The 18,479-nt window shown below is 72.0% G+C and carries 18 protein-coding genes; 11 read left to right on the top strand and 7 right to left on the bottom strand.

What is annotated here, in order from left to right:
* The first annotated feature begins 106 nt into the window (after positions 1-106).
* Positions 107-1,399 carry a hypothetical protein gene (locus ACBR40_RS33675; RefSeq protein ID WP_344218005.1) on the top strand — a complete coding sequence of 431 codons (1,293 nt, stop codon included), beginning with the start codon at positions 107-109 and terminating at the stop codon, positions 1,397-1,399.
* Here the strand turns inward: ACBR40_RS33675 and ACBR40_RS33670 are convergent.
* From ACBR40_RS33670 to ACBR40_RS33660, 3 genes are read right to left on the bottom strand one after another with little or no spacing between them, the layout of a single operon-like run.
* Complete coding sequence (locus tag ACBR40_RS33670; RefSeq protein WP_371251318.1) at positions 1,386-2,291, bottom strand: hypothetical protein; 906 nt, start codon at positions 2,289-2,291, stop codon at positions 1,386-1,388. The two genes, ACBR40_RS33675 and ACBR40_RS33670, sit on opposite strands and share 14 nt — an antisense overlap.
* A gap of 7 nt (positions 2,292-2,298) precedes the next feature.
* The gene (locus tag ACBR40_RS33665; protein ID WP_371251317.1) at positions 2,299-2,946 is read right to left on the bottom strand and encodes a hypothetical protein; all 648 of its coding nucleotides are present in this window, start codon (positions 2,944-2,946) and stop codon (positions 2,299-2,301) included.
* A complete protein-coding gene (locus ACBR40_RS33660; protein WP_371251316.1) occupies positions 2,943-3,605 on the bottom strand; it encodes a hypothetical protein in 663 nt (220 codons plus the stop codon). The genes ACBR40_RS33665 and ACBR40_RS33660 overlap by 4 nt, the downstream gene beginning before the upstream one ends.
* 168 nt (positions 3,606-3,773) lie before the next feature.
* Here ACBR40_RS33660 and ACBR40_RS33655 point away from each other — a divergent pair, with 168 nt between their 5' ends.
* The 5 genes from ACBR40_RS33655 (at position 3,774) to ACBR40_RS33635 (ending at position 11,787) form a co-directional block, all read left to right on the top strand.
* The gene (locus ACBR40_RS33655) at positions 3,774-5,720 is read left to right on the top strand and encodes a hypothetical protein (protein WP_344217997.1); all 1,947 of its coding nucleotides are present in this window, start codon (positions 3,774-3,776) and stop codon (positions 5,718-5,720) included.
* Positions 5,721-5,800: 80 nt separating this feature from the next.
* Positions 5,801-8,779: an ATP-binding protein gene (locus tag ACBR40_RS33650; protein WP_371251315.1), complete on the top strand. Its 2,979-nt coding sequence runs from the start codon at positions 5,801-5,803 to the stop codon at positions 8,777-8,779.
* A 71-nt stretch (positions 8,780-8,850) separates the two neighbouring features.
* On the top strand, positions 8,851-10,080 hold the full coding sequence (locus ACBR40_RS33645) for a MurT ligase domain-containing protein (protein WP_371251314.1): 1,230 nt from the start codon (positions 8,851-8,853) through the stop codon (positions 10,078-10,080).
* Positions 10,070-10,783 (top strand): glutamine amidotransferase, encoded by a 714-nt coding sequence (locus ACBR40_RS33640; protein ID WP_344217991.1) that lies wholly within the window; start codon positions 10,070-10,072, stop codon positions 10,781-10,783. Before ACBR40_RS33645 ends, ACBR40_RS33640 begins: the two co-directional genes overlap by 11 nt.
* Before the next feature lie 53 nt (positions 10,784-10,836).
* Positions 10,837-11,787, top strand: a complete 951-nt coding sequence (locus ACBR40_RS33635) for a YihY/virulence factor BrkB family protein (RefSeq protein ID WP_344217989.1) — start codon at positions 10,837-10,839, stop codon at positions 11,785-11,787.
* A gap of 17 nt (positions 11,788-11,804) precedes the next feature.
* On the opposite strand, the gene ACBR40_RS33630 is transcribed toward ACBR40_RS33635, so the two are convergent.
* Positions 11,805-12,167, bottom strand: a complete 363-nt coding sequence (locus ACBR40_RS33630; protein ID WP_371251313.1) for a DsrE family protein — start codon at positions 12,165-12,167, stop codon at positions 11,805-11,807.
* 38 nt (positions 12,168-12,205) lie between these two features.
* Here ACBR40_RS33630 and ACBR40_RS33625 point away from each other — a divergent pair, with 38 nt between their 5' ends.
* Both ACBR40_RS33625 and ACBR40_RS33620 read left to right on the top strand, forming a co-directional pair.
* Complete coding sequence (locus ACBR40_RS33625) at positions 12,206-12,694, top strand: FABP family protein (RefSeq protein WP_344217985.1); 489 nt, start codon at positions 12,206-12,208, stop codon at positions 12,692-12,694.
* Complete coding sequence (locus ACBR40_RS33620) at positions 12,691-12,987, top strand: DUF2470 domain-containing protein (protein ID WP_020544689.1); 297 nt, start codon at positions 12,691-12,693, stop codon at positions 12,985-12,987. The genes ACBR40_RS33625 and ACBR40_RS33620 overlap by 4 nt, the downstream gene beginning before the upstream one ends.
* A 30-nt stretch (positions 12,988-13,017) precedes the next feature.
* Here the strand turns inward: ACBR40_RS33620 and ACBR40_RS33615 are convergent, their stop codons facing one another.
* Positions 13,018-13,704, bottom strand: coding sequence for a DUF899 family protein (locus ACBR40_RS33615; RefSeq protein ID WP_364462837.1), 687 nt, complete (start codon positions 13,702-13,704; stop codon positions 13,018-13,020).
* Between the two features lie 371 nt (positions 13,705-14,075).
* On the opposite strand from ACBR40_RS33615, the gene ACBR40_RS33610 reads away from it, so the two are divergent.
* Together ACBR40_RS33610 and ACBR40_RS33605 are read left to right on the top strand one after the other, a co-directional pair.
* A complete protein-coding gene (locus tag ACBR40_RS33610; protein ID WP_344217979.1) occupies positions 14,076-14,489 on the top strand; it encodes a Fur family transcriptional regulator in 414 nt (137 codons plus the stop codon).
* A gap of 10 nt (positions 14,490-14,499) precedes the next feature.
* Positions 14,500-15,438 carry a folate-binding protein YgfZ gene (locus ACBR40_RS33605; protein ID WP_371251312.1) on the top strand — a complete coding sequence of 313 codons (939 nt, stop codon included), beginning with the start codon at positions 14,500-14,502 and terminating at the stop codon, positions 15,436-15,438.
* An 8-nt stretch (positions 15,439-15,446) separates the two neighbouring features.
* Here ACBR40_RS33605 and dtd read toward each other — a convergent pair whose 3' ends face one another.
* The gene (gene dtd, locus ACBR40_RS33600; protein WP_344217976.1) at positions 15,447-15,872 is read right to left on the bottom strand and encodes a D-aminoacyl-tRNA deacylase; all 426 of its coding nucleotides are present in this window, start codon (positions 15,870-15,872) and stop codon (positions 15,447-15,449) included.
* 72 nt (positions 15,873-15,944) lie between these two features.
* Here dtd and ACBR40_RS33595 point away from each other — a divergent pair, with 72 nt between their 5' ends.
* Positions 15,945-16,841 carry an asparaginase gene (locus ACBR40_RS33595; protein WP_371251311.1) on the top strand — a complete coding sequence of 299 codons (897 nt, stop codon included), beginning with the start codon at positions 15,945-15,947 and terminating at the stop codon, positions 16,839-16,841.
* Between the two features lie 4 nt (positions 16,842-16,845).
* On the opposite strand, the gene ACBR40_RS33590 is transcribed toward ACBR40_RS33595, so the two are convergent.
* Positions 16,846-18,456 carry a DUF2207 domain-containing protein gene (locus ACBR40_RS33590; RefSeq protein WP_371251310.1) on the bottom strand — a complete coding sequence of 537 codons (1,611 nt, stop codon included), beginning with the start codon at positions 18,454-18,456 and terminating at the stop codon, positions 16,846-16,848.
* Between the last annotated feature and the right edge of the window lie 23 nt (positions 18,457-18,479).

Genomic DNA, 18,479 nt, shown 5'->3' with positions numbered 1-18,479 from the left:
CCCCCGTGCCGCCGGGGTTCCTACGGGGGACTAGCGACTTGTCACCCCGGCCGCGTTTCCGAGGTTGCTGCTGCGACACCAGGGACAGGCCGCTACGATTCCACAGATGTCCGGTTCGACAGGCGTGATGGCACCACCCGCGTCCGGGCCTGCACCGGCTCGGCGGATGCCCTCGCCGTACTCACTGCCCCTGCACGCGCTGCGGCTGGCGGGGAAGTGCGCGCTGCCCCTGATCCTCTGGTTCGCCGCCGGCGAGGCGGCCCGCTACGCGCTCCTCTACGGGGCCAGCGAGGTCGCCTACGGCGAATGGCGCCAGGTCCGCCTGGTGCTGGTCATGACGCTGCTCACGTTCATCGTCCTGGCCGCGATGGTCGTCACGACCGGGATGCTGCACGCGCTGCGCGGCGCGCTCTGGGAGATGCGCGCGAGGGCCGGGGAGGGCGTGGCGGACGAGCCGTTCTTCCGCACCCTCGACCGGGTCGCGCCGGCCTTCGCCGTCCTCTACCTCGCCTGGGGCTTCCAGACCGAGGACGCCAGGGACGTCTACCAGATGGACATGTTCCATCATCTCGACGAGCAGATGACGGCCTCGTTCTTCGGCGAGAGCAGCGACGTCGGCCGCGGTCTGACCGACCTCGACTGGCGGGTCTCGCTCGGCGCGATGGTCGTCACCTTCGCGCTGAAGACGCTCTTCGCCAAGGCGCTGGAGAAGGGCAAAGGCGGCTTCTTCGGGTTCTTGGCCGCCTTCTCCGAGTTCGCGTTCGTCTTCTACGGGCTGAACGCCACCGTGGCCTTCGCCGACGCCCGCTCCGAGTGGGTGGAGCACCGCAGCGTCGTCGCGGGCACCGAGGAGGTGGTGACCGCGGCGAAGGAGAACCTCCCGGTGTGGGACGCGATCACCGGCGACTACTGGCCGCTGTTCATCGACGCCGTCGCCGTGCCGCTGGCCTGGCTCACCGTGGCGATGCTGGTCTTCGGCGCCTACTCCGACGAGACCCGCGTCCTGGTCAAGGGGACCAGGCTGGAGAAGGGCGTGGACCGGCTGGAGAGCAGCCACGACCTCACCCAGAAGTCGTTCGACCGGCTCACCGGCGGCTTCAGGGACCGCTGGCTGCCGCTCGCGAACTCGCTGCGGCTGGTGTTCAGGAGCGGCTTCCCGCTGTTCGGCATGATGTGCCTGTGCTACGTGGCCCTCTCGGTGGGCGGCGCCTACGCGCAGCGCGCCGTGGTGGCGCTCGTCGGCTCCCGCGAGGAATGGGTGTGGGTCTACCAGGGCGTGCCGCTGGTCTACCTGCGCGAGATGGTCGTGACCGTGCTGACCATGGCGCTGCTGGCGGCGACGTACGATCTGGCGGCCACCCGGGCGCGGCTGCGCGGCCGGCCGCTCAACGACGTCTGAACCGCAGCACGTACACGTCCAGGCCCAGCGCCTTCACCTTCTCGTGGTCGAACAGGTCCTCCGTCGGGGTGTCCGAGCGGTAGTTGCTCGGCTCGAACGACAGCTCGACCTCCTCCGCCACGGGTGTCGGGACGATCGCCATGCCCTGGATCCGGTAGTCCTTGCCCACCTCCATGCGTTCCAGCGGGCGGTCGCCGACGACCTCGAAGGGGACCGTCCACTCGCGGCCGGCCCGGTCGCGGAGCTTCATGTCGCCGGGATCGCCGATCATGGTGGCGGAGGCCGCGTCCACGACCCTCCTCGTGATGTCGATCTTCAGCCAGGTCACCTCGGGGCCGTGCTTGTTGCCCTCCGGGGGCTTCATCGGGGCGACGGCGACCCGCCACTCGGTGTTGTAGACCTTGCCCGGCTGCCCGGGGGGGACGACGGTCTCGATGTGGTTCAGGCCGCGGGTGATCTGCTGCTCGTAGAAGTCGTGGTGGTCGTAGAGGTTCACCGCGACGGTGAGCAGCGAGACCGCGACGGCGGCGACGGCGACGAGGAGGCGGCGGCGGGGCTTTCCCGTCCGCGCGGGGGCCTGTCCGGCGTCCGCGGGCCGTGGCGGGAGGCCCTGGGGCGGCCACGGCCGGGAGGGCGGGGCTCCGGGGACGGCCGGGATGGGCTGCGTCGAGCTGCCCTGCTGCCGGCGGCCGACGGGCGGCCACACCTGCTGGTCCGGATGCGGGACCCTGGGCCGCCGGGCGTCGTACGGCTGCGGCCTGGCGGGGCGGCGCGGCGGCGCGGCGGGCCCCGGACGGGCGGGCTGCCCGGTGTAGCCCTCGGGGGCCGGCGTCCAGCCCTGCTGGGGTTGCCGCTGCTCCGGAGAGAACCAGTCACGCTCGTTCGTGCTCATGTGCCGATCACTTCTTGACGGTCGGGTAGACGTCCTGGGCCGAGGCCACGAGCTTGCGCGCGCCCTCGTCGTCCAGACCGAGATCGATCTCCACCTCCGGCTGGTACGGCTCCACCCACCCGGCCCCCTGCGGCAGGCCGAACCGCACGCTCGCCCCCGGCAGCGCCGACGCCGGCACCTCGAAGTAGAACCGCCCGCTCACCCAGATGTCCGGCTGCACGAAGGTGTTGGACAGCGTGACGGACCTGTCCACCCGGTCGGTGGCCTCGAACCGCTTGCCGTCGGCGGTGACGAGGACGGGCGTCGCCAGGTGGTACGGCTTGAGACTCGACTTGGCGGAGGCCCCGACGACGAGGAAGACGTTGTCCGTGGCGAGGGTCTCGGACGAGCCCTGGAGGGCCTTGGCGGCGGTGATCGAGTCGAGCCGGAGGGTGAACCTGCGGGCGTCGACGTTCTCGCCCTTGGCGCCCGTGTAGACGATCGGGTCGCCGACCTCGGTCTCCCCGAGCTTGAGCGTCTGCAGTCCCATCGCGCCCGCGATCAGGAGCACTCCGGCCGCCACGGCGAGCAGCCGCGCGCCGAGGCCGGGCCGGCGACCGGCCGGCGGCCCGCCGGGCGAGGGGAGCGCGGCGGCGCGGGGCGCGGTGGCGGTCATGCGCCGGCCTCCTGCTTGACGGGCAGCGTCACCCGCGCCTTGATCTCGGGGACGAACTTCTCGCCCACCTGCTCGGACACCATCTGCCACTGGGACGCGGCGTTGAGGAAGCTGGTCCCCTCCTCGAAGGAGCCGACGTCGATGGTGATCTTGTCCGGTGGCCGCTCGCCCTCCTTGAGCCGGTAGCGGACGATGACCTGCGTCGGGACGTCCGGCTGGAGCTGCTGCGACTCATCGCCCTTGATCAGCGCGAAGGTGAACGGCCCCGACTCCTTGGAGAAGGCGGGGCTGATCTTGAGGAGCGAGCCCGCGAAGCTGGTCAGCGTGAACGCCTGCGAGGGCTGCTCGGGCGGCATCCCGACCCTGGCGGTCTCGTCGGTCTTGTTGGTGACGTCGAAGACGAGCTCGACGAAGCGCTTGTCCTCGTCGAAGGAGAGCTCGCCCTTCTCCACCTTCACCCGTGACTCCACGAACTTGGTGGAGTACATGCCCTGGTCCAGCACCGCGCCCTGACCGAGCGGCTTCGGGACGTCGGGAGCCTCGTCGAGCCCGCCCAGCAGAGCGGTGATGCCGAGGGCGGTGAGCGCCACCAGGGCGACGGCGGGCACCACCACCGGGCGTCTCGGCCTCTCGTCGCTGCCGCCGGCGGGTTCCGTCATGGCTATGGATGGTAATAGGTATCGCTTGTACCATCTGCCGCATTGCTCCCAACGCTTCGGCCGAATTGCCGAGAAACTCTGCCGTTCCGGGGGTTGAAGCTCTTACGCTGTCACGAGGCGGGAAAGGGCGACCCGACATTGGGAGAACGATCGCGGCCGGAGGGTCACGTGGCAGACGTGCATCCCGAGCATGCCCAGCTTCAGGCTGACCGCATCTACCTGGGCTGGCAGTACCTCCTGCTGCACCCCGACCCCGGCCCCCCGCCCAAACGGCCCTCGCCGGCCTCGTCGGGCGAGGAGCCCGCGGCCGGGCCCGATCCGGTCCTGGCCGAGCTGGGCCGCCGCGAGCAGATGCAGGAGGACATGCTCAACCGGCCGGTCCGGCTGTTCCGCGTGTTCGCGCTCGTGCTGAGCGTGCTGATCCTGGCCGTCGCCGTCGCGGGCTACCTCGACTGGTCGTTCGCGATCGTCGGGCTGGTGGCGGCCGGCGGCGTGGCGGCCATCTGCACCTTCGCCCTCATGCAGGGCGACAAGGCGGTCCGCTACCGCGCGCTGGAGCAGCAGGCGCGGGACCAGCGGCGACGTCAGGAACGTGACAAGGAGCTCTTCCAGGCCCAGGAGGAGCACGCCAGGCGCTACCGCGAGTGGCAGGAGTCCAAGGACCGCCACGACCGCCAGCTCAGCTGGTACGCCGTCGCCGTCCCCGACGAGATCGACCGCATCGACGTGGCCGGCGGCACCTTGCCCGGCTGGTCCGCGCTGATCACGCTGCTCGGCGCCACCCGCCTCTACAGCGGCGGCCATCTCACCGTGCTCGACCTGTCCGAGGGCGCCATCGCCAAGGACCTCATCGAGCTGGCCCGCAAGGGCGGCGACGACCCCCTCGTGTGGGTGCTGCCGGTCGACCTGCCCAAGCTCGACCTCGGCGCGACGCTCAAGCCGGAGGCGTTCGCGGACGTCCTCGCCCACGTGGTCAGCGTGAGCGAGGAGCACCGCACCACCCGCGACCTCAGCTTCGACAACGCCATCCTGGAGCGGGTGCTGGAGGTCCTCGGCGAGAACGCCACCATCAGCCAGGTCACGGCCGCCCTGCGGGCGCTCGCGCAGGTCGGCGACCCGCGCGACGACCTGCGCTTCGGGCTGCTCACCGCCACCCAGCTCGAACGCATCGGCACGCTCTTCGGCCGCGGCGTCAGCGACCGCGTGGTGATCGAGCGGGCCTGGGCACTCGAATCGCAGCTCCGCAAGCTGGAGACGCTCGGCACCGAGGCCGTACGGCTGCCGCCGGCCCGGCTGCGGGTGGTGAGCATGGACCGGCAGGCGGGGGTGTTCGGCAACCGGGTGCTCGGCACGTACGTGGCCACCGCACTCACCCACATCCTGCGCCAGTCGCCCGCCTCCGACCGGCCCTGGTACCACACGATCATCGTGGCGGGCGCGGACAAGCTCAGGGGCGACGTGCTCGACCGGCTCATGGACGCCTGCGAGACCTCCCGCACCGGGCTCGTCCTGACCTACCGCTCGCTCACCCCCACCGTGCGCGAACGGCTCGGCAGGGGGCACGCGGCGGTGGCGTTCATGCGGCTCGGCAACGCCGAGGACGCCCGCGTCGCGAGCGAGCACATCGGCACCGAGCACCGCCTGGAGCTGGCCCAGCTCACCGAGACCATCAGCGCGTCGCTGCCGGGGCTCAACGGCGGCTACACCTCCACGGTCTCCCAGGTGGACGACGAGCGCGAGCTGCGCGACGAGAGCGAGGCCGACCTCGCCGAGGACATCACCGAGTCCACCGAGTGGGGCCGCACCGCCGACAAGATCTCCGAGAAGGAGCGCGTGCTCCAGCGCTCACGCGAGTTCCTGGTCGAGCCGCACGAGCTCCAGCAGCTCCCCACGACCTCCGTCATCGTCACCGACGCCACGGCCACCGGCCGGCGGGTCCGCCTCGCCGACGCCAACCCCGCCATCCTCACCTTCCCCAAGACCACGCTCGGCCAGCTGGAGGACGTACGCGAGGCCGTGCTGGCGCTCGACCCCCAGGCCGCCGACGGGGAGGAGCCGCCGCCCAACCTCGGACCGCCACCGCCACGGCTCGACTGGCGAAAGGGCCGGGCATGACCGGGCAATGACATGGTCAATGTCAAGGTGACGAGCTGGCGGTTGCTGGAATTTGGCGAAGAACCGTCTCTGGGGGATTGATGATGCAGCCGAGCGTCTCGCTGAGCGGGCCCTGGTATCGAATCCAGTCGATCGCCGCGCCCTCGCGAAGCTCGTCGGCGGAATGGGACTTCGTCACCGTGCTGCCCGCCGTGTTGTCGGCGGCGCAGCGCGACCGGCCGTTCGTCATCGGCTGGCTGTCACGGGGATCCGGCGCGCCGCTCGAACTCATCACCAACGCGGGCCCGCTGTCGCCGCCGCGTCAGCCGCGCCGCGCCACCGACGTGCCCGACCGGCCGAGGGGGCCGCAGCCGCTGCTGTTCCCCGGCGGGGCGCGCGGGGTCCAGCTCTCCGACGAGTACCTCGCCGACCTGGCCGACCTCGTGTGGGCGCCCTGCCCCGGGCGGCAGGCCCCGCCGCTGGGCGGGCGCGAACGCCACGCCGACCACGACGAGCTGACCCGGCCCACGCTGTTCGAGGCGACCCTGGTCACGCTGATGTCGCGGCCGTTCGCCTGGCTCGTCGTGGCCGAGCCGACCGACCTGCTGGACGCCGAGGTGGCTCACCTGCGCACCCAGCTCAACGTGCTGCGCCAGTACGGCGACGCCTCCGAGCGCTCCCGGTTCGACGCCGAGCGGGCCGAGCGGCGCATGCAGGAGCTCGACGCCTTCCGCGAGGCGGGGCTGTGGAACGTGCGGGTGCTGGCCGGCGCGGCCACCGCCGACGAGTTGCGGCAGCTCGCGCCCGTGCTGGTCGGGTCGGTCGAGATGAGCCATCACCCGTACCGGCTGCGGAGCTCGCACGGGGCCGCGTACTCGCTGGCGGAGTCGCTGGCCGTCACCGTGCAGGACCCGGCCGACGGGGCCGCCGCGCCGTTCGCCGCGACCGCGGGAGCGCTCGCCGCGCTGGCCGGGCTGCCCCGGCGCGAGGTGCCCGGCGTCCGCGTGCTCGACTCGGGCTTCTTCGACGTGACGTCCGAGGCCGACGGGGGCGAGCTGGAGCTCGGCGAGATCCTCGACGGGCAGGACCGCGCCGTCGGCACGTTCCGGGTGCCGCTCGCCACGCTCAACCGGCACGCCTTCGTCACCGGGGCGACCGGCTCGGGCAAGTCGCAGACCGTACGGCACCTGCTGGAGCAGCTCAGCCGGGCCCGCATCCCGTGGCTGGCGATCGAGCCGGCCAAGTCCGAGTACGCCGCCATGGCCGGCCGCGTGGACGAGCCGATCACCGTGATCAACCCGTCCGCGCCCGAGGGCGTGCCGTTCAGCGTCAACCCGCTCGAACCCGAGCCCGGCTACCCCGTACAGGCCCACATCGACATGATCAGGGCGCTGTTCATGGCCGCCTTCGACGCCGAGGAGCCGTTCCCGCAGATCATGTCGCTGGCGCTGCAGCGCGTCTACGAGGCCACCGGCTGGGACGTCGTCACCGGCGGCGCGGTCCCCGGCTCCAGCGTCCCGCCGAGCGTCCCCACCCTCGAACAGCTCCAGCAGCACGCCATGGACGTCATCAAGGAGATCGGCTACGGCCGCGAGGTCCAGGCCGACGTCGAGGGCTTCATCTCGCTGCGGCTGCGCTCGCTGCGCGTCGGCTCGGCCGGGCGCTTCTTCGAGGGCGGCCATCCCGCCGACGTCGGCGGCCTGCTGGAGCGCAACGTCGTGCTCGCCATCGAGGACGTCGCCAACGACGAGGACAAGGCGTTCCTCATGGGCACGCTGATCATCCGGATCGTCGAGCACCTGCGGATGCGGGCGCGCAAGGAGAAGTCCCACGACCTGCGGCACGTCATCGTCATCGAGGAGGCGCACCGGCTGCTGCGCGACCGCGGGCACGGGCGGGCCTCCACGCACGCGGTCGAGCTGCTGGCGGGGCTGCTGGCCGAGATCAGGGCGTACGGCGAGGGCATCGTCGTCGCCGAGCAGATCCCGTCCAAGCTCGTCTCCGACGTGGTCAAGAACACCGCGCTCAAGGTCGTGCACCGGCTGCCCGCCGAGGACGACAGGAAGCTCGTCGGCGCGGCCATGAACCTCAGCGAGGAGCAGTCCAGGCACGTCGTGTCGCTGCAGCCCGGCTCGGCCGCGGTCTTCGCCGACGGCATGGACCGGCCGCTGCGGGTCCGCGTCCCGCTCGGCGAGTCGAGGGAGAAGCTGCTGCCGGGGCCGCCGCCGCCCATCCGGGGCCGCCGCTCGGCCGCCTGCGGCGCCCAGTGCCGGGGCGGGCAGGCGTGCACGCTGGTCGAGCTGCGCGAGGCGGACGTGCTCGCCGACGCGCCCGAGTGGGCGTGGCTGCGCATCTGGTGCGACACGGTCGTGCTCGCGTTCGTCAGCAACCGGCCGCTGCCGGGCGTGCCGCGCGTCCTCGCCGCGGCCTGGGGCGAGCTGCCCGCGCGGCGGCGCGAATGCCTGCTCGCCACCCTCGTCGAACGGTCGGTGCAGCGGCGCGCCTGGTCGCTGCGGAGCTGGTTCGACCCCACGCTGCTGACCGAGAAGGCGGCCGAGAAGGCCACGCGGCTGCTCGCGGGGCTGGAGGGCGGCGGCGAGCGGCCTGGGGCGTCGTGGGTGATCCCGCAGGTGCGGTGGCTGCACGAGGTGGACCGGCTCTTCCCGCACGGGCAGTCCGCCCCCAACCTGCGCAGCCCGGCCCCGCCGATGGAGTACGCCCTGTTCCGCCCGCCCCACGCCGGCCCAACCGTGAACGGGTCTTCTGACCGCGTGCACACCGAGCTGCTCGGTCACCGCGCCAAGGCGCTGCGCCACCACCCGCTGTCCATGGAGGTGGACCGCAACCGGGCGCTGGCCTGGCGGGTCATCCTGGGCGACGACGAGAACGAGTCCGTGCAGCGCGACATCACGACCGTCGCCATCGGCATCGAGGCCTCGGCCAGGATCCGGCACGTGGGGCAGACGATGGGGGCGGGCTGGCTGGAAGGCGTGCTGTCCTGGCCCCGGCGCTTCGTCCTGCCCTTCGACCACGGCGGCACGCCCGAGCTCAGCTTCCCCGCCCCGGCTCCCGCCCTCTGAGCGAGGGTGGATCGGCACGTTTTCGTGTGCGTAACGAGAGTACGGCCCAATCCCGACTAGGATTCATGCACATGACCCAGCTTCCTCTGCGGGCCCAGCTCGCCAGCGCCCTGGGCCGCAGTGCCGCCACGCTGTCCAGGATGACCGGGCGCGGCGACGGCTCTGTGATCGGGGGCCGGGTCGGCCTGATGCTGGAGCCCGATCTCCTGCGCAAGCTGGCCCGCGACCGAAAGCTGGCCCTGGTCAGCGCCACGAACGGCAAGACCACCACCACGCGCCTGATCGTCAACGCCCTGCTCGACCTCGGCGAGGTCGCGACCAACGCCTTCGGCGCCAACATGCCGGCCGGTCACGTCTCGGCGCTGTCGCAGCACAAGCACGCCCCCTACGGCGTGCTGGAGGTGGACGAGAAATACCTGCCGGAGGTGCTCGACACCACCGGCGCGAGCGTGGTCTGCCTGATGAACCTCAGCCGCGACCAGATGGACCGCGCGGCCGAGATCTGGCTGCTGGCGCAGAAGTGGCGGCGCGCGCTGGCGGGCAAGCCCACGCACGTCATCGCCAACTGCGACGACCCGCTGGTCACCTGGGGCGCCTCGACGGCCGCCTCGGTCACCTGGGTCGCCGGCGGCCAGCGCTGGAAGGAGGACTCCTGGTGCTGCCCCGAGTGCGGGGGCCCGCTCGACCGCAAGGACTCCTTCTGGGCCTGCCGTGAGTGCACCTTCCACCGTCCCGAGCCGCACTGGGTGCTCGACGACGACATGGCGATCGACCCGCGCGGGCAGCGCTGGACGCTCGACATCCAGCTGCCCGGCTCGGCCAACCGCTCCAACGCGGTGATGGCGCTCGCGGTGGCGGAGACGTTCGGGGTGCCCGTGGACCGGGCGCTGCCGCGGCTGCGCGAGGTCACCTCGGTGGCCGGCCGCTACACGATGGTCGAGCGCGACGGCCGGCACGCCCGGCTGCTGCTGGCGAAGAACCCGGCGGGCTGGCTGGAGGCGTTCGACGTCGCCGACGCGCAACTGCCGATCATCCTGTCGGTCAACGCCCAGGGCCCCGACGGGCGCGACACGTCGTGGCTGTGGGACGTCGACTACCGCATCCTGCGCGGCCGGCCGGTGTTCGTGACCGGTGAGCGCCGGCTCGACCTCGCGCTCCGGCTCGACGTGGCGGACGTGCCGTTCACGCTGTGCAGCTCGTTCAACGAGGCGCTGGCCATGCAGCCGCCCGGCCGGGTCGACGTCATCGCCAACTACACCGCCTTCCAGCAGATCCGATCGGAGTTCGGTCGTGCCGTCTGACAGCGTCCTGCGCATCGTCTGGATCTATCCCGACCTGCTGAGCACCTACGGCGACCAGGGCAACGTCCTGGTGCTGGAGCAGCGCGCGCGGCGGCGGGGGATCGACACCGAGACGGTCCACGTGCGCTCGTCCGACCCGGTGCCGGAGAGCGGCGACGTCTACCTCATCGGCGGCGGCGAGGACCGCCCGCAGATCCTGGCCGCCCAGCGCCTGCGCAAGGACGGCGGCCTGCATCGCGCCATCGCCGGCGGGGCGTCCATGCTGGCGGTGTGCGCCGGCTACCAGATCATGGGCAGCACCTTCGGCGGCGAGGAGGGGCAGCCGGTCGACGGCATCGGCCTGCTCGACATCGCGAGCACGCGCGGCCCGGCCCGCGCCGTGGGCGAGCTGGTGGCCGAGGTGGACGCGGCGCTCGGCCTGCCCACGCTGACCGGGTTCGAGAACCACATGGGCGTCACCCGCCTCGGCCCCGGCGTCCGGCCGCTGTCGCGCACTGTCAAGGGCACTGGCAACGGCGACGGCTACGAAGGCTGCTACGCGGGCCACGTGGTCGGCACCTACCTGCACGGCCCGGCGCTGGCCCGCAACCCGGCGCTCGCGGACCTGCTGCTGGCCTGGCGGGTGGGGCAGCTCGCCCCGCTCGACGACTCCCGCTACGAGGCGCTGCGCCAGGAACGCCTGGCCACGGTCCTGGCCGACTGATTCCCTGATCAATCCGGGCGAACCAGGGTAGTCGGTTCGTCGTGGGTTCAACGGTGACGGTCCCCCAGACCCGGACGATGAGCGGCGAGGAGCTGTCCGCCGACGACGCCTGGGCGACCATGCGCAGCTACGGCGGCTGGCAGCTCGTACGCGACTCGCTGGTGAGGTTCCGCTACGGCGACGGCATGAGCCACGCTCGCGCGCTGGCCTTCCAGCTCTGCCTGGCCATCATCCCCGGCACGATCGCGCTGGTCGGGCTGAGCGAGGTGACCGACCACGGCCAGCTCGGCCGGGTGCTGGGGCTCACGCTGCGCGGCCTGGCGCCCGGCGGCGGGGCCGAGGCGGTCAAGGAGGCCCTGGAGGGCGGCAACCACCTCTCCGGTACGCTCGCCCTCCTGCTCGGCCTCGGCACCACGCTGGTGGCGCTGGCGACCGCGATGGCGCAGTTCGAGCGCGGCGCCAACCGCATCTACGGCGTCGAACGCGACCGGCCCTTCCCCCGCAAGTACGCGCGGGCGGCCGCGCTGGCCCTGACCGCCGGCGTCCTCATGATCACCGGGTTCACGGTCCTCGTGGGCGGCGGCGCGCTCGGCCACGCGCTCACCGAGGTCTACGGCTGGGGTGACGGGATGCGGCAGGCGTTCTCGCTGATCCGCTGGCCGCTCGGCTTCCTGCTGGCGATGGTGAGCACGGTCACGCTGTTCCGGGCCTCGCCCCGGCGGCGGCAGCCTGGCCACACCTGGCTGGCCGTGGGCGCGCTGGTGGCGCTCGCCCTGTGGACGGTCTTCACGCTGGCGCTCGCGCTCTACACCGACAACAACAGCTCGTTCGGCGAGACGTACGGGCCGCTGACCGCCGTCATGGCGCTGCTGCTGTGGTCGTTCCTCAGCTCGATCGCGCTCTTCCTGGGGATGGCGTTCGCGGCGCAGCTGGAGGCGTGCCGGGCCGGCTGCGCCGCGCCCGCCCACCCCGACCCGCTGCCGGACGGCACGGGCGCCCAGTAGACCGCCCAGTAGACCGCTCAGTAGACGAGCGCCTGCACGCCCTCCGCGGTCGCCTCCTCGACGAACGTCGGCGCCCCGGCGATGCGTACGCCGTCGATGACGTCGTCCACCGTGATCCCGCGGCGGGCGGCGCACTGCGTGCAGAGCGTCACCCGGCCCGCGGCCAGCACGGCCGCGAGCAGGTCGGTGAGCGGCGCGGCGTGCGGGAGCTCGAACTCCGCGGCCCGCCCCGGCAGCGCGAACCACGACGACTCGCCGGTCAGCCACAGGGAGACGGGGACACCGCTCGCCAGCGCGGCGGCCGCGACGTTGAACGCCTGGTTGCAGCGCTCGGGGGCGTCGGCCCCGGCGGTAACCTTGATCACCAGAGATCGTGCCATGCCCGCCACCCTAGCCCCGGCCACTAGGCTTGGGGACCATGGAAGAACCTGAGGTGCACCCCGCCCTGGAGCCGATCGCGTTCCTGCTCGGCCGGTGGGAGGGCGCAGGCGTCGGCGGCTACCCGACGATCGAGAGCTTCAACTTCGGGCAGGAGATCGAGTTCGGCCACAACGGCAAGCCGTTCCTGACCTACGTCAGCCGCACCTGGCTGCTCGACGAGGACGGCAACCGGGTCCGGCCGCTGGCCACCGAGTCCGGCTACTGGCGGGCCCTGCCCGACCGGCAGCTCGAAGTGGTGCTCTCGCACCCGACCGGCATCGTCGAGATCTACATCGGCGAGGTCGTCTTCCACAAGATCGAGCTGCGCACCGACGTGGTGGCCCGCACCGCGAGCGCGAAGGAATACACCGCGGGCTACCGCCTCTACGGGCTGGTCAACGGCAACCTCATGTGGGCCTACGAGATGGCCGCGATGGGGCAGCCGCTGTCCGACCACATGTCGGCCGAGCTGAAGAAGGTCGCGTGAGCACGCCGTTCACCCCCGACGCGGTCGAGGCGATCAAGCGCCACATGAACGACGACCACGCCGGCGACTCGCTGCTCATCGTCCGGGCCCTCGCCGGCCGGCCGTCCGCCACCACGGCGGTGACCAGCGACGTGGACGCCGAGGCGATCGAGTTCACGATCGACGGGGGCGAGCGCGTACGCGTGCCGTGGGGCGAGACGCTGACCGAGCGGGCGCAGGTGCGCAAGGCCGTCGTGACCCTCTACCGGCGCGCCTGCGCCGACCTCGGCGTCACGCCGCGCGGCGAGCACTGACCGGCGAGCACTGACCGGCGGGCCGACCGGCTAGCCGGGGCCGTAGCGCGCGGCGAGGTCCTGCGAGGACGCCCAGCCGCTGTAGGTCGGTCGCTGCGGCCAGCCCTCCGGGGAGTCCTGCCACTCCTCCTGCCGCCCGTACGGCAGCAGGTCGATCAGCGCGAAGGTGTGGGTGAGCTGCTCGGTGCCGCGTCCGTCGGTGTGCCAGGTGCGGTAGACGGTGTCGTCGCCGTCGCGCAGGAACACGTTGACGGCGAAGCCGCCGCCGGGCGGGGCGCCGACGTCGGCCCCGAACGGGCTGTTCGCGGTGGAGTACCACGTCATGGCGTTGCCGACGCGCCGCTTGTAGGCGAGCGCCTCGTCGATCGGGCCCTGGGTGACGACGACGAACCTGGCGTCGTAGTCGTGGAGGAACTCCAGGCGGGTGAACTGCGCGGTGAAGCCGGTGCAGCCCGGGCACTGCCACTCCTTGCCCGGGAACCACATGTGGTGGTAGACGATCAGCTGCCGCGCGCCGTCGAAGACGTCCGCCAGCCGGACGGGGCCGTGCTCGCCGTCGAGGACGTAGTCGGGCAGCCGCACCATGGGCAGGCGGCGGCGCTGGGCGGCGATGGCGTCGAGCTCGCGGGTGGCGGCCTTCTCGCGGGCGCGCAGCGCGTCGAGCTCACGCCGCCAGGTCGCGGCGTCGACGACGGGCGGCAAAGGGTTGGCGCTCATGGTCCCTCTCTCCACGGATGTGCGGGTACACATCTGTGGACCGGAACCGGGCGCGGAACTCATCGGGGGTGCCGGGAAATGAAGAAGGGCCCCGGACAACACTCCGCCCGCTCGTGCGGACGGGCCGGATGGACCACGGACGGGATGCGTTCGCTCCCGCCCTCCGGCTGTCAGGGGCCCCGGTGGTTGCCTCGTATTCGCGTCACGTCACGAGACCGAGACAGGCGTCCGCGACGTCAGCGGACAACCACCTCGCTAGCCCGACTATGACTCACCATTATTCGGACCACCTCCTTTCCGCGTACTCATGAAGTTATGTGCTCGTTCGCGCGGGAGGCAAATGAATATCACCGGGCCGTAGACTCGGGAGCATGACCGACACGCAGTGGCACGAGGAACTCCGCGCGAAGGGCTACCGGGTCACGCCGCAGCGCCAGCTCGTCCTCGAAGCGGTCAAGGATCTGGAGCACGCCACACCGGAGGAGATCTGCGTCAAGGTGCGCGAGACGGCGCGCGGGGTCAACATCTCGACCGTCTACCGCACGCTGGAGCTGCTGGAGGAGCTGGGGCTGGTCACCCACACGCATCTCGGGCACGGCGCGCCGACCTACCACCTGGCGGCCGAGGCCGACCACGTCCACCTGGTGTGCCGGGGCTGTGACCAGGTGTTCGAGGTGCGGCCGGAGCTGGCCGAGGGGATGGTGAAGGCGCTGGACGACGAGATGGGGTTCGTCGCCGACGTCCACCACCTGACCGTCTTCGGACGTTGCCGCGACTGCCGATAGCCTGGAGGGCATGCGTAGCCCTCTGCTCGACCTTCCCGGCGCGGTCGCCGCTGACGCCCCGGACTCCGACGTAGCCGCCCACTACGGCGACCTGTTCGCCGAGCAGCGCGCGCTGGCCAAGGGCGAGGCGGTCGTCGATCGCAGCAACCGCGAGGTGGTCCGGATCTCCGGCGCCGACCGGCTGAAATGGCTCAACGACCTGACCTCGCAGAAGCTCGACACGCTCAAACCGGGCGAGTGGACGCAGACGCTCGACCTCGACCTGCAGGGCCGCGTGCTGCACCACCTGACCCTGGTCGACGACGGCGAGAGCGTGCTGGCCCACGTCGAGCCGGGCACCGCGCAGAGCCTGATCGACTATCTCGACCGCATGCGGTTCATGCTGCGGGTCGAGGTGTCGCGGGCCGACGACCTCGCCGTGCTCTCCACGGCCGACGCCGACGTCCTGGTGCCGCGCGCCGAGCTGCCCGAGCACCTGGGCAGGCCGCTGGCGGGGCTGTGGGCGTACGAGGCGCTGCGCATCGAGGCGCACCGGCCGCGGCTGGGCTTCGAGACCGACCACAAGACGATCCCGCACGAGGTGGGCTGGATCGGCTCGGCCGTCCACCTGACCAAGGGCTGCTACCGCGGCCAGGAGACCGTGGCGCGGGTCCACAACCTCGGGCACCCGCCGCGCCGCCTGGTGTTCCTGCACCTCGACGGCAGCGTGGACACGCTGCCCGTGCACGGCGACCCGGTGATCTTCGAGAGCCAGGAGGTCGGCGTGGTCGGCTCGGCGGCCCGCCACCACGAGCTGGGCCCGATCGCGCTGGCCGTGGTCAAGCGCACGGTGCCGGTCGACGCGCCGCTGCTGGCGGGCGGCGTCGCGGCCAGCCAGGAGGTCGTGGTGCCGCCGGACGCGGGGCGCAACGTCTCCATCGACCCGTCGCTGCGCCGCCGGATCAGGTAAGCCGGGGTTCAGAACTCCAGGACGAGGGTGATCGGGCCGTCGTTGACGAGCGAGACCTTCATGTCCGCGCCGAACACGCCCGTCTCCACGCGGGCGCCGAGCGCGCGCAGCTCCTCGACGACGGCGTCCACCAGGGGCTCGGCGACGGGCCCCGGGGCGGCGGCCTGCCAGGTGGGCCGCCGGCCCTTGCGCGCGTCGCCGTAGAGGGTGAACTGGCTGATCACCAGGAGCGGGGCGGCGACGTCGGAGCACGACTTCTCGCCGTGCAGGATCCGCAGGCCCCACAGCTTGGCGGCGAGCTTGGCCGCCTCGGCTCTCGTGTCGGTGTGCGTGACCCCGACCAGGACGAGCAGGCCGGGCTCGGCGATCTCGCCGACCGTGCGGCCCTCGACCTCCACGGACGCTGAACTCACTCGCTGCACCACTGCTCGCATGACATCTCATTCTGGACCAGGAAAGACCCTCCGTAGACTCGTCCCGAAAGGGGTTCGGATATGTCGTTGCTCGTGGAAGTCGTGCGATCCGGGTTCGTGGAGTCCACGCATCAGGCCCGCATGCTGACCGTGGACGCCGAAGGCCGCCTGGTCGAGACGCGGGGCGCGGTGCACGTGCCCGCCTCGCCGCGCTCGTCGATGAAGCCGCTCCAGGCGCTCGGCATGCTGCGCAGCGGGCTGGCGCTGGAGGGCGAGCTGCTGGCGCTGGCCTGCGCCTCGCACTCGGGCGAGCCGTTCCACGTGGAGGGGGTACGCAAGATCCTCGCGGGCGCCGGGCTGGAGGAGTCGGCGCTGCAGTGCCCCGAGGACCACCCGGCCGACCGGCGCTCGACCGAGTACGGCCGGATCTACATGAACTGCTCGGGCAAGCACGCCGCCATGCTGGCCACCTGCGCGGTCAACGACTGGCCGCTGACCACCTACCTGGAGCCGTCTCATCCGCTGCAGCGGGCGATCAGGCAGACCGTCGAGGAGCTCACCGGCGAGCGGGTGGCGGCCTCGGGCGTGGACGGCTGCGGGGCGCCGCTGTTCTTCGTGTCGATGCTGGGGGTGACCAAGGCGTTCCGGGCGTTCCCGAGGTCGTCGGAGGACTCGTACGAACGCAGGATCTTCGACGCGATGCGCGCCCACCCCGAGTGGACGTCCGGCACCGACCGGCCCGAGGCGAAGCTCATGCGCGCGCTGCCCGGCCTGATGCTGAAGGCGGGCGCCGAGGGGTTCGACGCGTTCGCCTTCGAGGACGGCAGGGCGGGCGCCGTCAAGATCGAGGACGGCTCGGCGCGGGCCCGCGGGCCGGTCACGGTGGCGGCGCTGCGCTCGCTCGGCCTCGACGCCCCTGAGCTGGCCGAGCTGGCCGCCCCGCAGGTGCTCGGCGGGGGACGGCCGGTCGGCGAGATACGGATCCGCTAGCCGTTCACAGGCTGCGGAACTGGCGGGTGGCGGAGATGGCGCCCGAGGTCGTCGTGCAGAACGTACGCATCGAGCCGGCGAACTTCGACAGGTCCCACTCCGCGGGCCCGTGATACCAGTAGAGGTTGTCGGCCTGGTGGCCGTTGCCGGTGACGGAGGCCACCACCCGCGACCAGTGCTCCACGCCGTCGAAGATCACCGCGTACGGCAGGTAGCGCGAGAACAGCTCCACCCGGTGCTGCTCGGGCACGTGGCCCAGGTCCCCGGAGAACAGATACTCGCGGAAGCCCAGGGTGTGGGCCAGCGCCGCCGAGCCCTTGGCGGTCTTGGCCGGCATGTACTGTCCGCCGACGGCGAGCGCGGCGCCCGCGATGATGACGGCGAGGCCGAGCAGACCGTACGTGGTGAACCAGGCGAGCCCCGCCGTGGCGAGCACGCCGGCCACGATGAGGACGACGCCCACCGTCGTCCAGCGGGTGCGCTCGGTGTCGGGCCGCCGGGCGAACCAGCCCTGCTTGACCACGTCGGCGTAGAGCGCGTCACGCACCTTGCCCAGGTGCGCGGCGAACGTCCCCGACAGTTGCGACAGCAGCACCGCGTCCCGGCCGTCGAAGATGGCGTCGTGGAGCGCCTTCTCGTAGGGCAGCAGGGCGTCGACCGGCGCGGTGGGGAGGCGTACGAGCAGCCAGTCGGGCGCGTCGTAGGTCTGGCGGGGCTGCTCGTCGATGCGCAGGTAGCCGCGGACGGCGAGGTCCACGATGGTGGCGGTGACGTCCACGACGTCGGCCTGCTCGTCCACGAGCGTGCCGATCTGGCCGGGACGGACCCCGTCCGGCGGGGAGAAGTGCCCGTTCTGTACGGGGTTGACCGCCCCCTGGTCGCCGCCCGCCACGCGGGCGTCGCGGCCCCGCGTCCAGTAGAGCAGGCCCACGCCGCCGAGCAGCAGCACCAGCAGGCCGGCCAGGGCGCCGCCGGTGACGGTGTTCAGCGTGAACGCCGAGGCCAGCGAGAAGCGCCGCTCCAGGATCGGCGTGCCCTTGCTGGAGCCCGCCGGATAGCCGATGACGACGGTCAGGGCCTCGCCGGTCGCCAGGTTCTCCTGCTCGAAGTCGGCCTGCGTGCCGGTGTGGTCCATGGAGGCGGCGGTGCAGCCGACGGCGGAGCTGAGCTCGCCGGCGAAGCAGGACAGGTTCTGCACCTGGCCGGGGCCCTGCACCTTGACGGTGGCCTTGGCGACCTGCTGGTTCCAGCCGCTCACCGCGAACCAGCGCAGCTCCTCGACGCCGCCCGAGGACATCACCGCGCCCTTGACGTCGTACTCGACGGTGCCGCTCGTCACGGTGAGCACGTCGCCGTCGAAGGTGCCGCCCTTGACGTTCGAGATCTGGTAGAGGCGGTCGTTGCCGTCGTCGTACCGGGTGCGGGTGATGAAGGTGCGCTTCAGACCGCTCGACCCGCCGCTGATCTTCTCGACCACGTGCAGGGTGCCGTCCTTGCCGAGGGTCATCGTGACGTCGTCCGTGATCCCGGCCGTGCCGGCGAGGGCGGCGGGAGCGGCGGTCAGCGTCAGAGCGGTGGCCCCCAGCGCGGCCAGCGTGAGTCTGAAACCGGTCATGGCGGCAAATCGTAGCGGTTTGT

Source organism: Nonomuraea sp. AD125B (genome assembly GCF_041402765.1).
Lineage (GTDB): Bacteria > Actinomycetota > Actinomycetes > Streptosporangiales > Streptosporangiaceae > Nonomuraea > Nonomuraea bangladeshensis.
Note: the sequence above shows the minus strand (reverse complement) of the source record. Positions and strands in the feature narration are given on the sequence as shown.

Coding starts and splice junctions, on each gene's coding strand:
- dtd (WP_344217976.1), bottom strand. CDS start 15,872: ATGCGAGCAGTGGTGCAGCGAGTGAGTTCAGCGTCCGTGGAGGTCGAG.
- ACBR40_RS33615 (WP_364462837.1), bottom strand. CDS start 13,704: ATGAGCGCCAACCCTTTGCCGCCCGTCGTCGACGCCGCGACCTGGCGG.
- ACBR40_RS33605 (WP_371251312.1), top strand. CDS start 14,500: ATGCGTAGCCCTCTGCTCGACCTTCCCGGCGCGGTCGCCGCTGACGCC.
- ACBR40_RS33675 (WP_344218005.1), top strand. CDS start 107: ATGTCCGGTTCGACAGGCGTGATGGCACCACCCGCGTCCGGGCCTGCA.
- ACBR40_RS33665 (WP_371251317.1), bottom strand. CDS start 2,946: ATGACCGCCACCGCGCCCCGCGCCGCCGCGCTCCCCTCGCCCGGCGGG.
- ACBR40_RS33630 (WP_371251313.1), bottom strand. CDS start 12,167: ATGGCACGATCTCTGGTGATCAAGGTTACCGCCGGGGCCGACGCCCCC.
- ACBR40_RS33610 (WP_344217979.1), top strand. CDS start 14,076: ATGACCGACACGCAGTGGCACGAGGAACTCCGCGCGAAGGGCTACCGG.
- ACBR40_RS33670 (WP_371251318.1), bottom strand. CDS start 2,291: ATGAGCACGAACGAGCGTGACTGGTTCTCTCCGGAGCAGCGGCAACCC.
- ACBR40_RS33625 (WP_344217985.1), top strand. CDS start 12,206: ATGGAAGAACCTGAGGTGCACCCCGCCCTGGAGCCGATCGCGTTCCTG.
- ACBR40_RS33660 (WP_371251316.1), bottom strand. CDS start 3,605: ATGACGGAACCCGCCGGCGGCAGCGACGAGAGGCCGAGACGCCCGGTG.
- ACBR40_RS33645 (WP_371251314.1), top strand. CDS start 8,851: ATGACCCAGCTTCCTCTGCGGGCCCAGCTCGCCAGCGCCCTGGGCCGC.
- ACBR40_RS33590 (WP_371251310.1), bottom strand. CDS start 18,456: ATGACCGGTTTCAGACTCACGCTGGCCGCGCTGGGGGCCACCGCTCTG.
- ACBR40_RS33650 (WP_371251315.1), top strand. CDS start 5,801: ATGATGCAGCCGAGCGTCTCGCTGAGCGGGCCCTGGTATCGAATCCAG.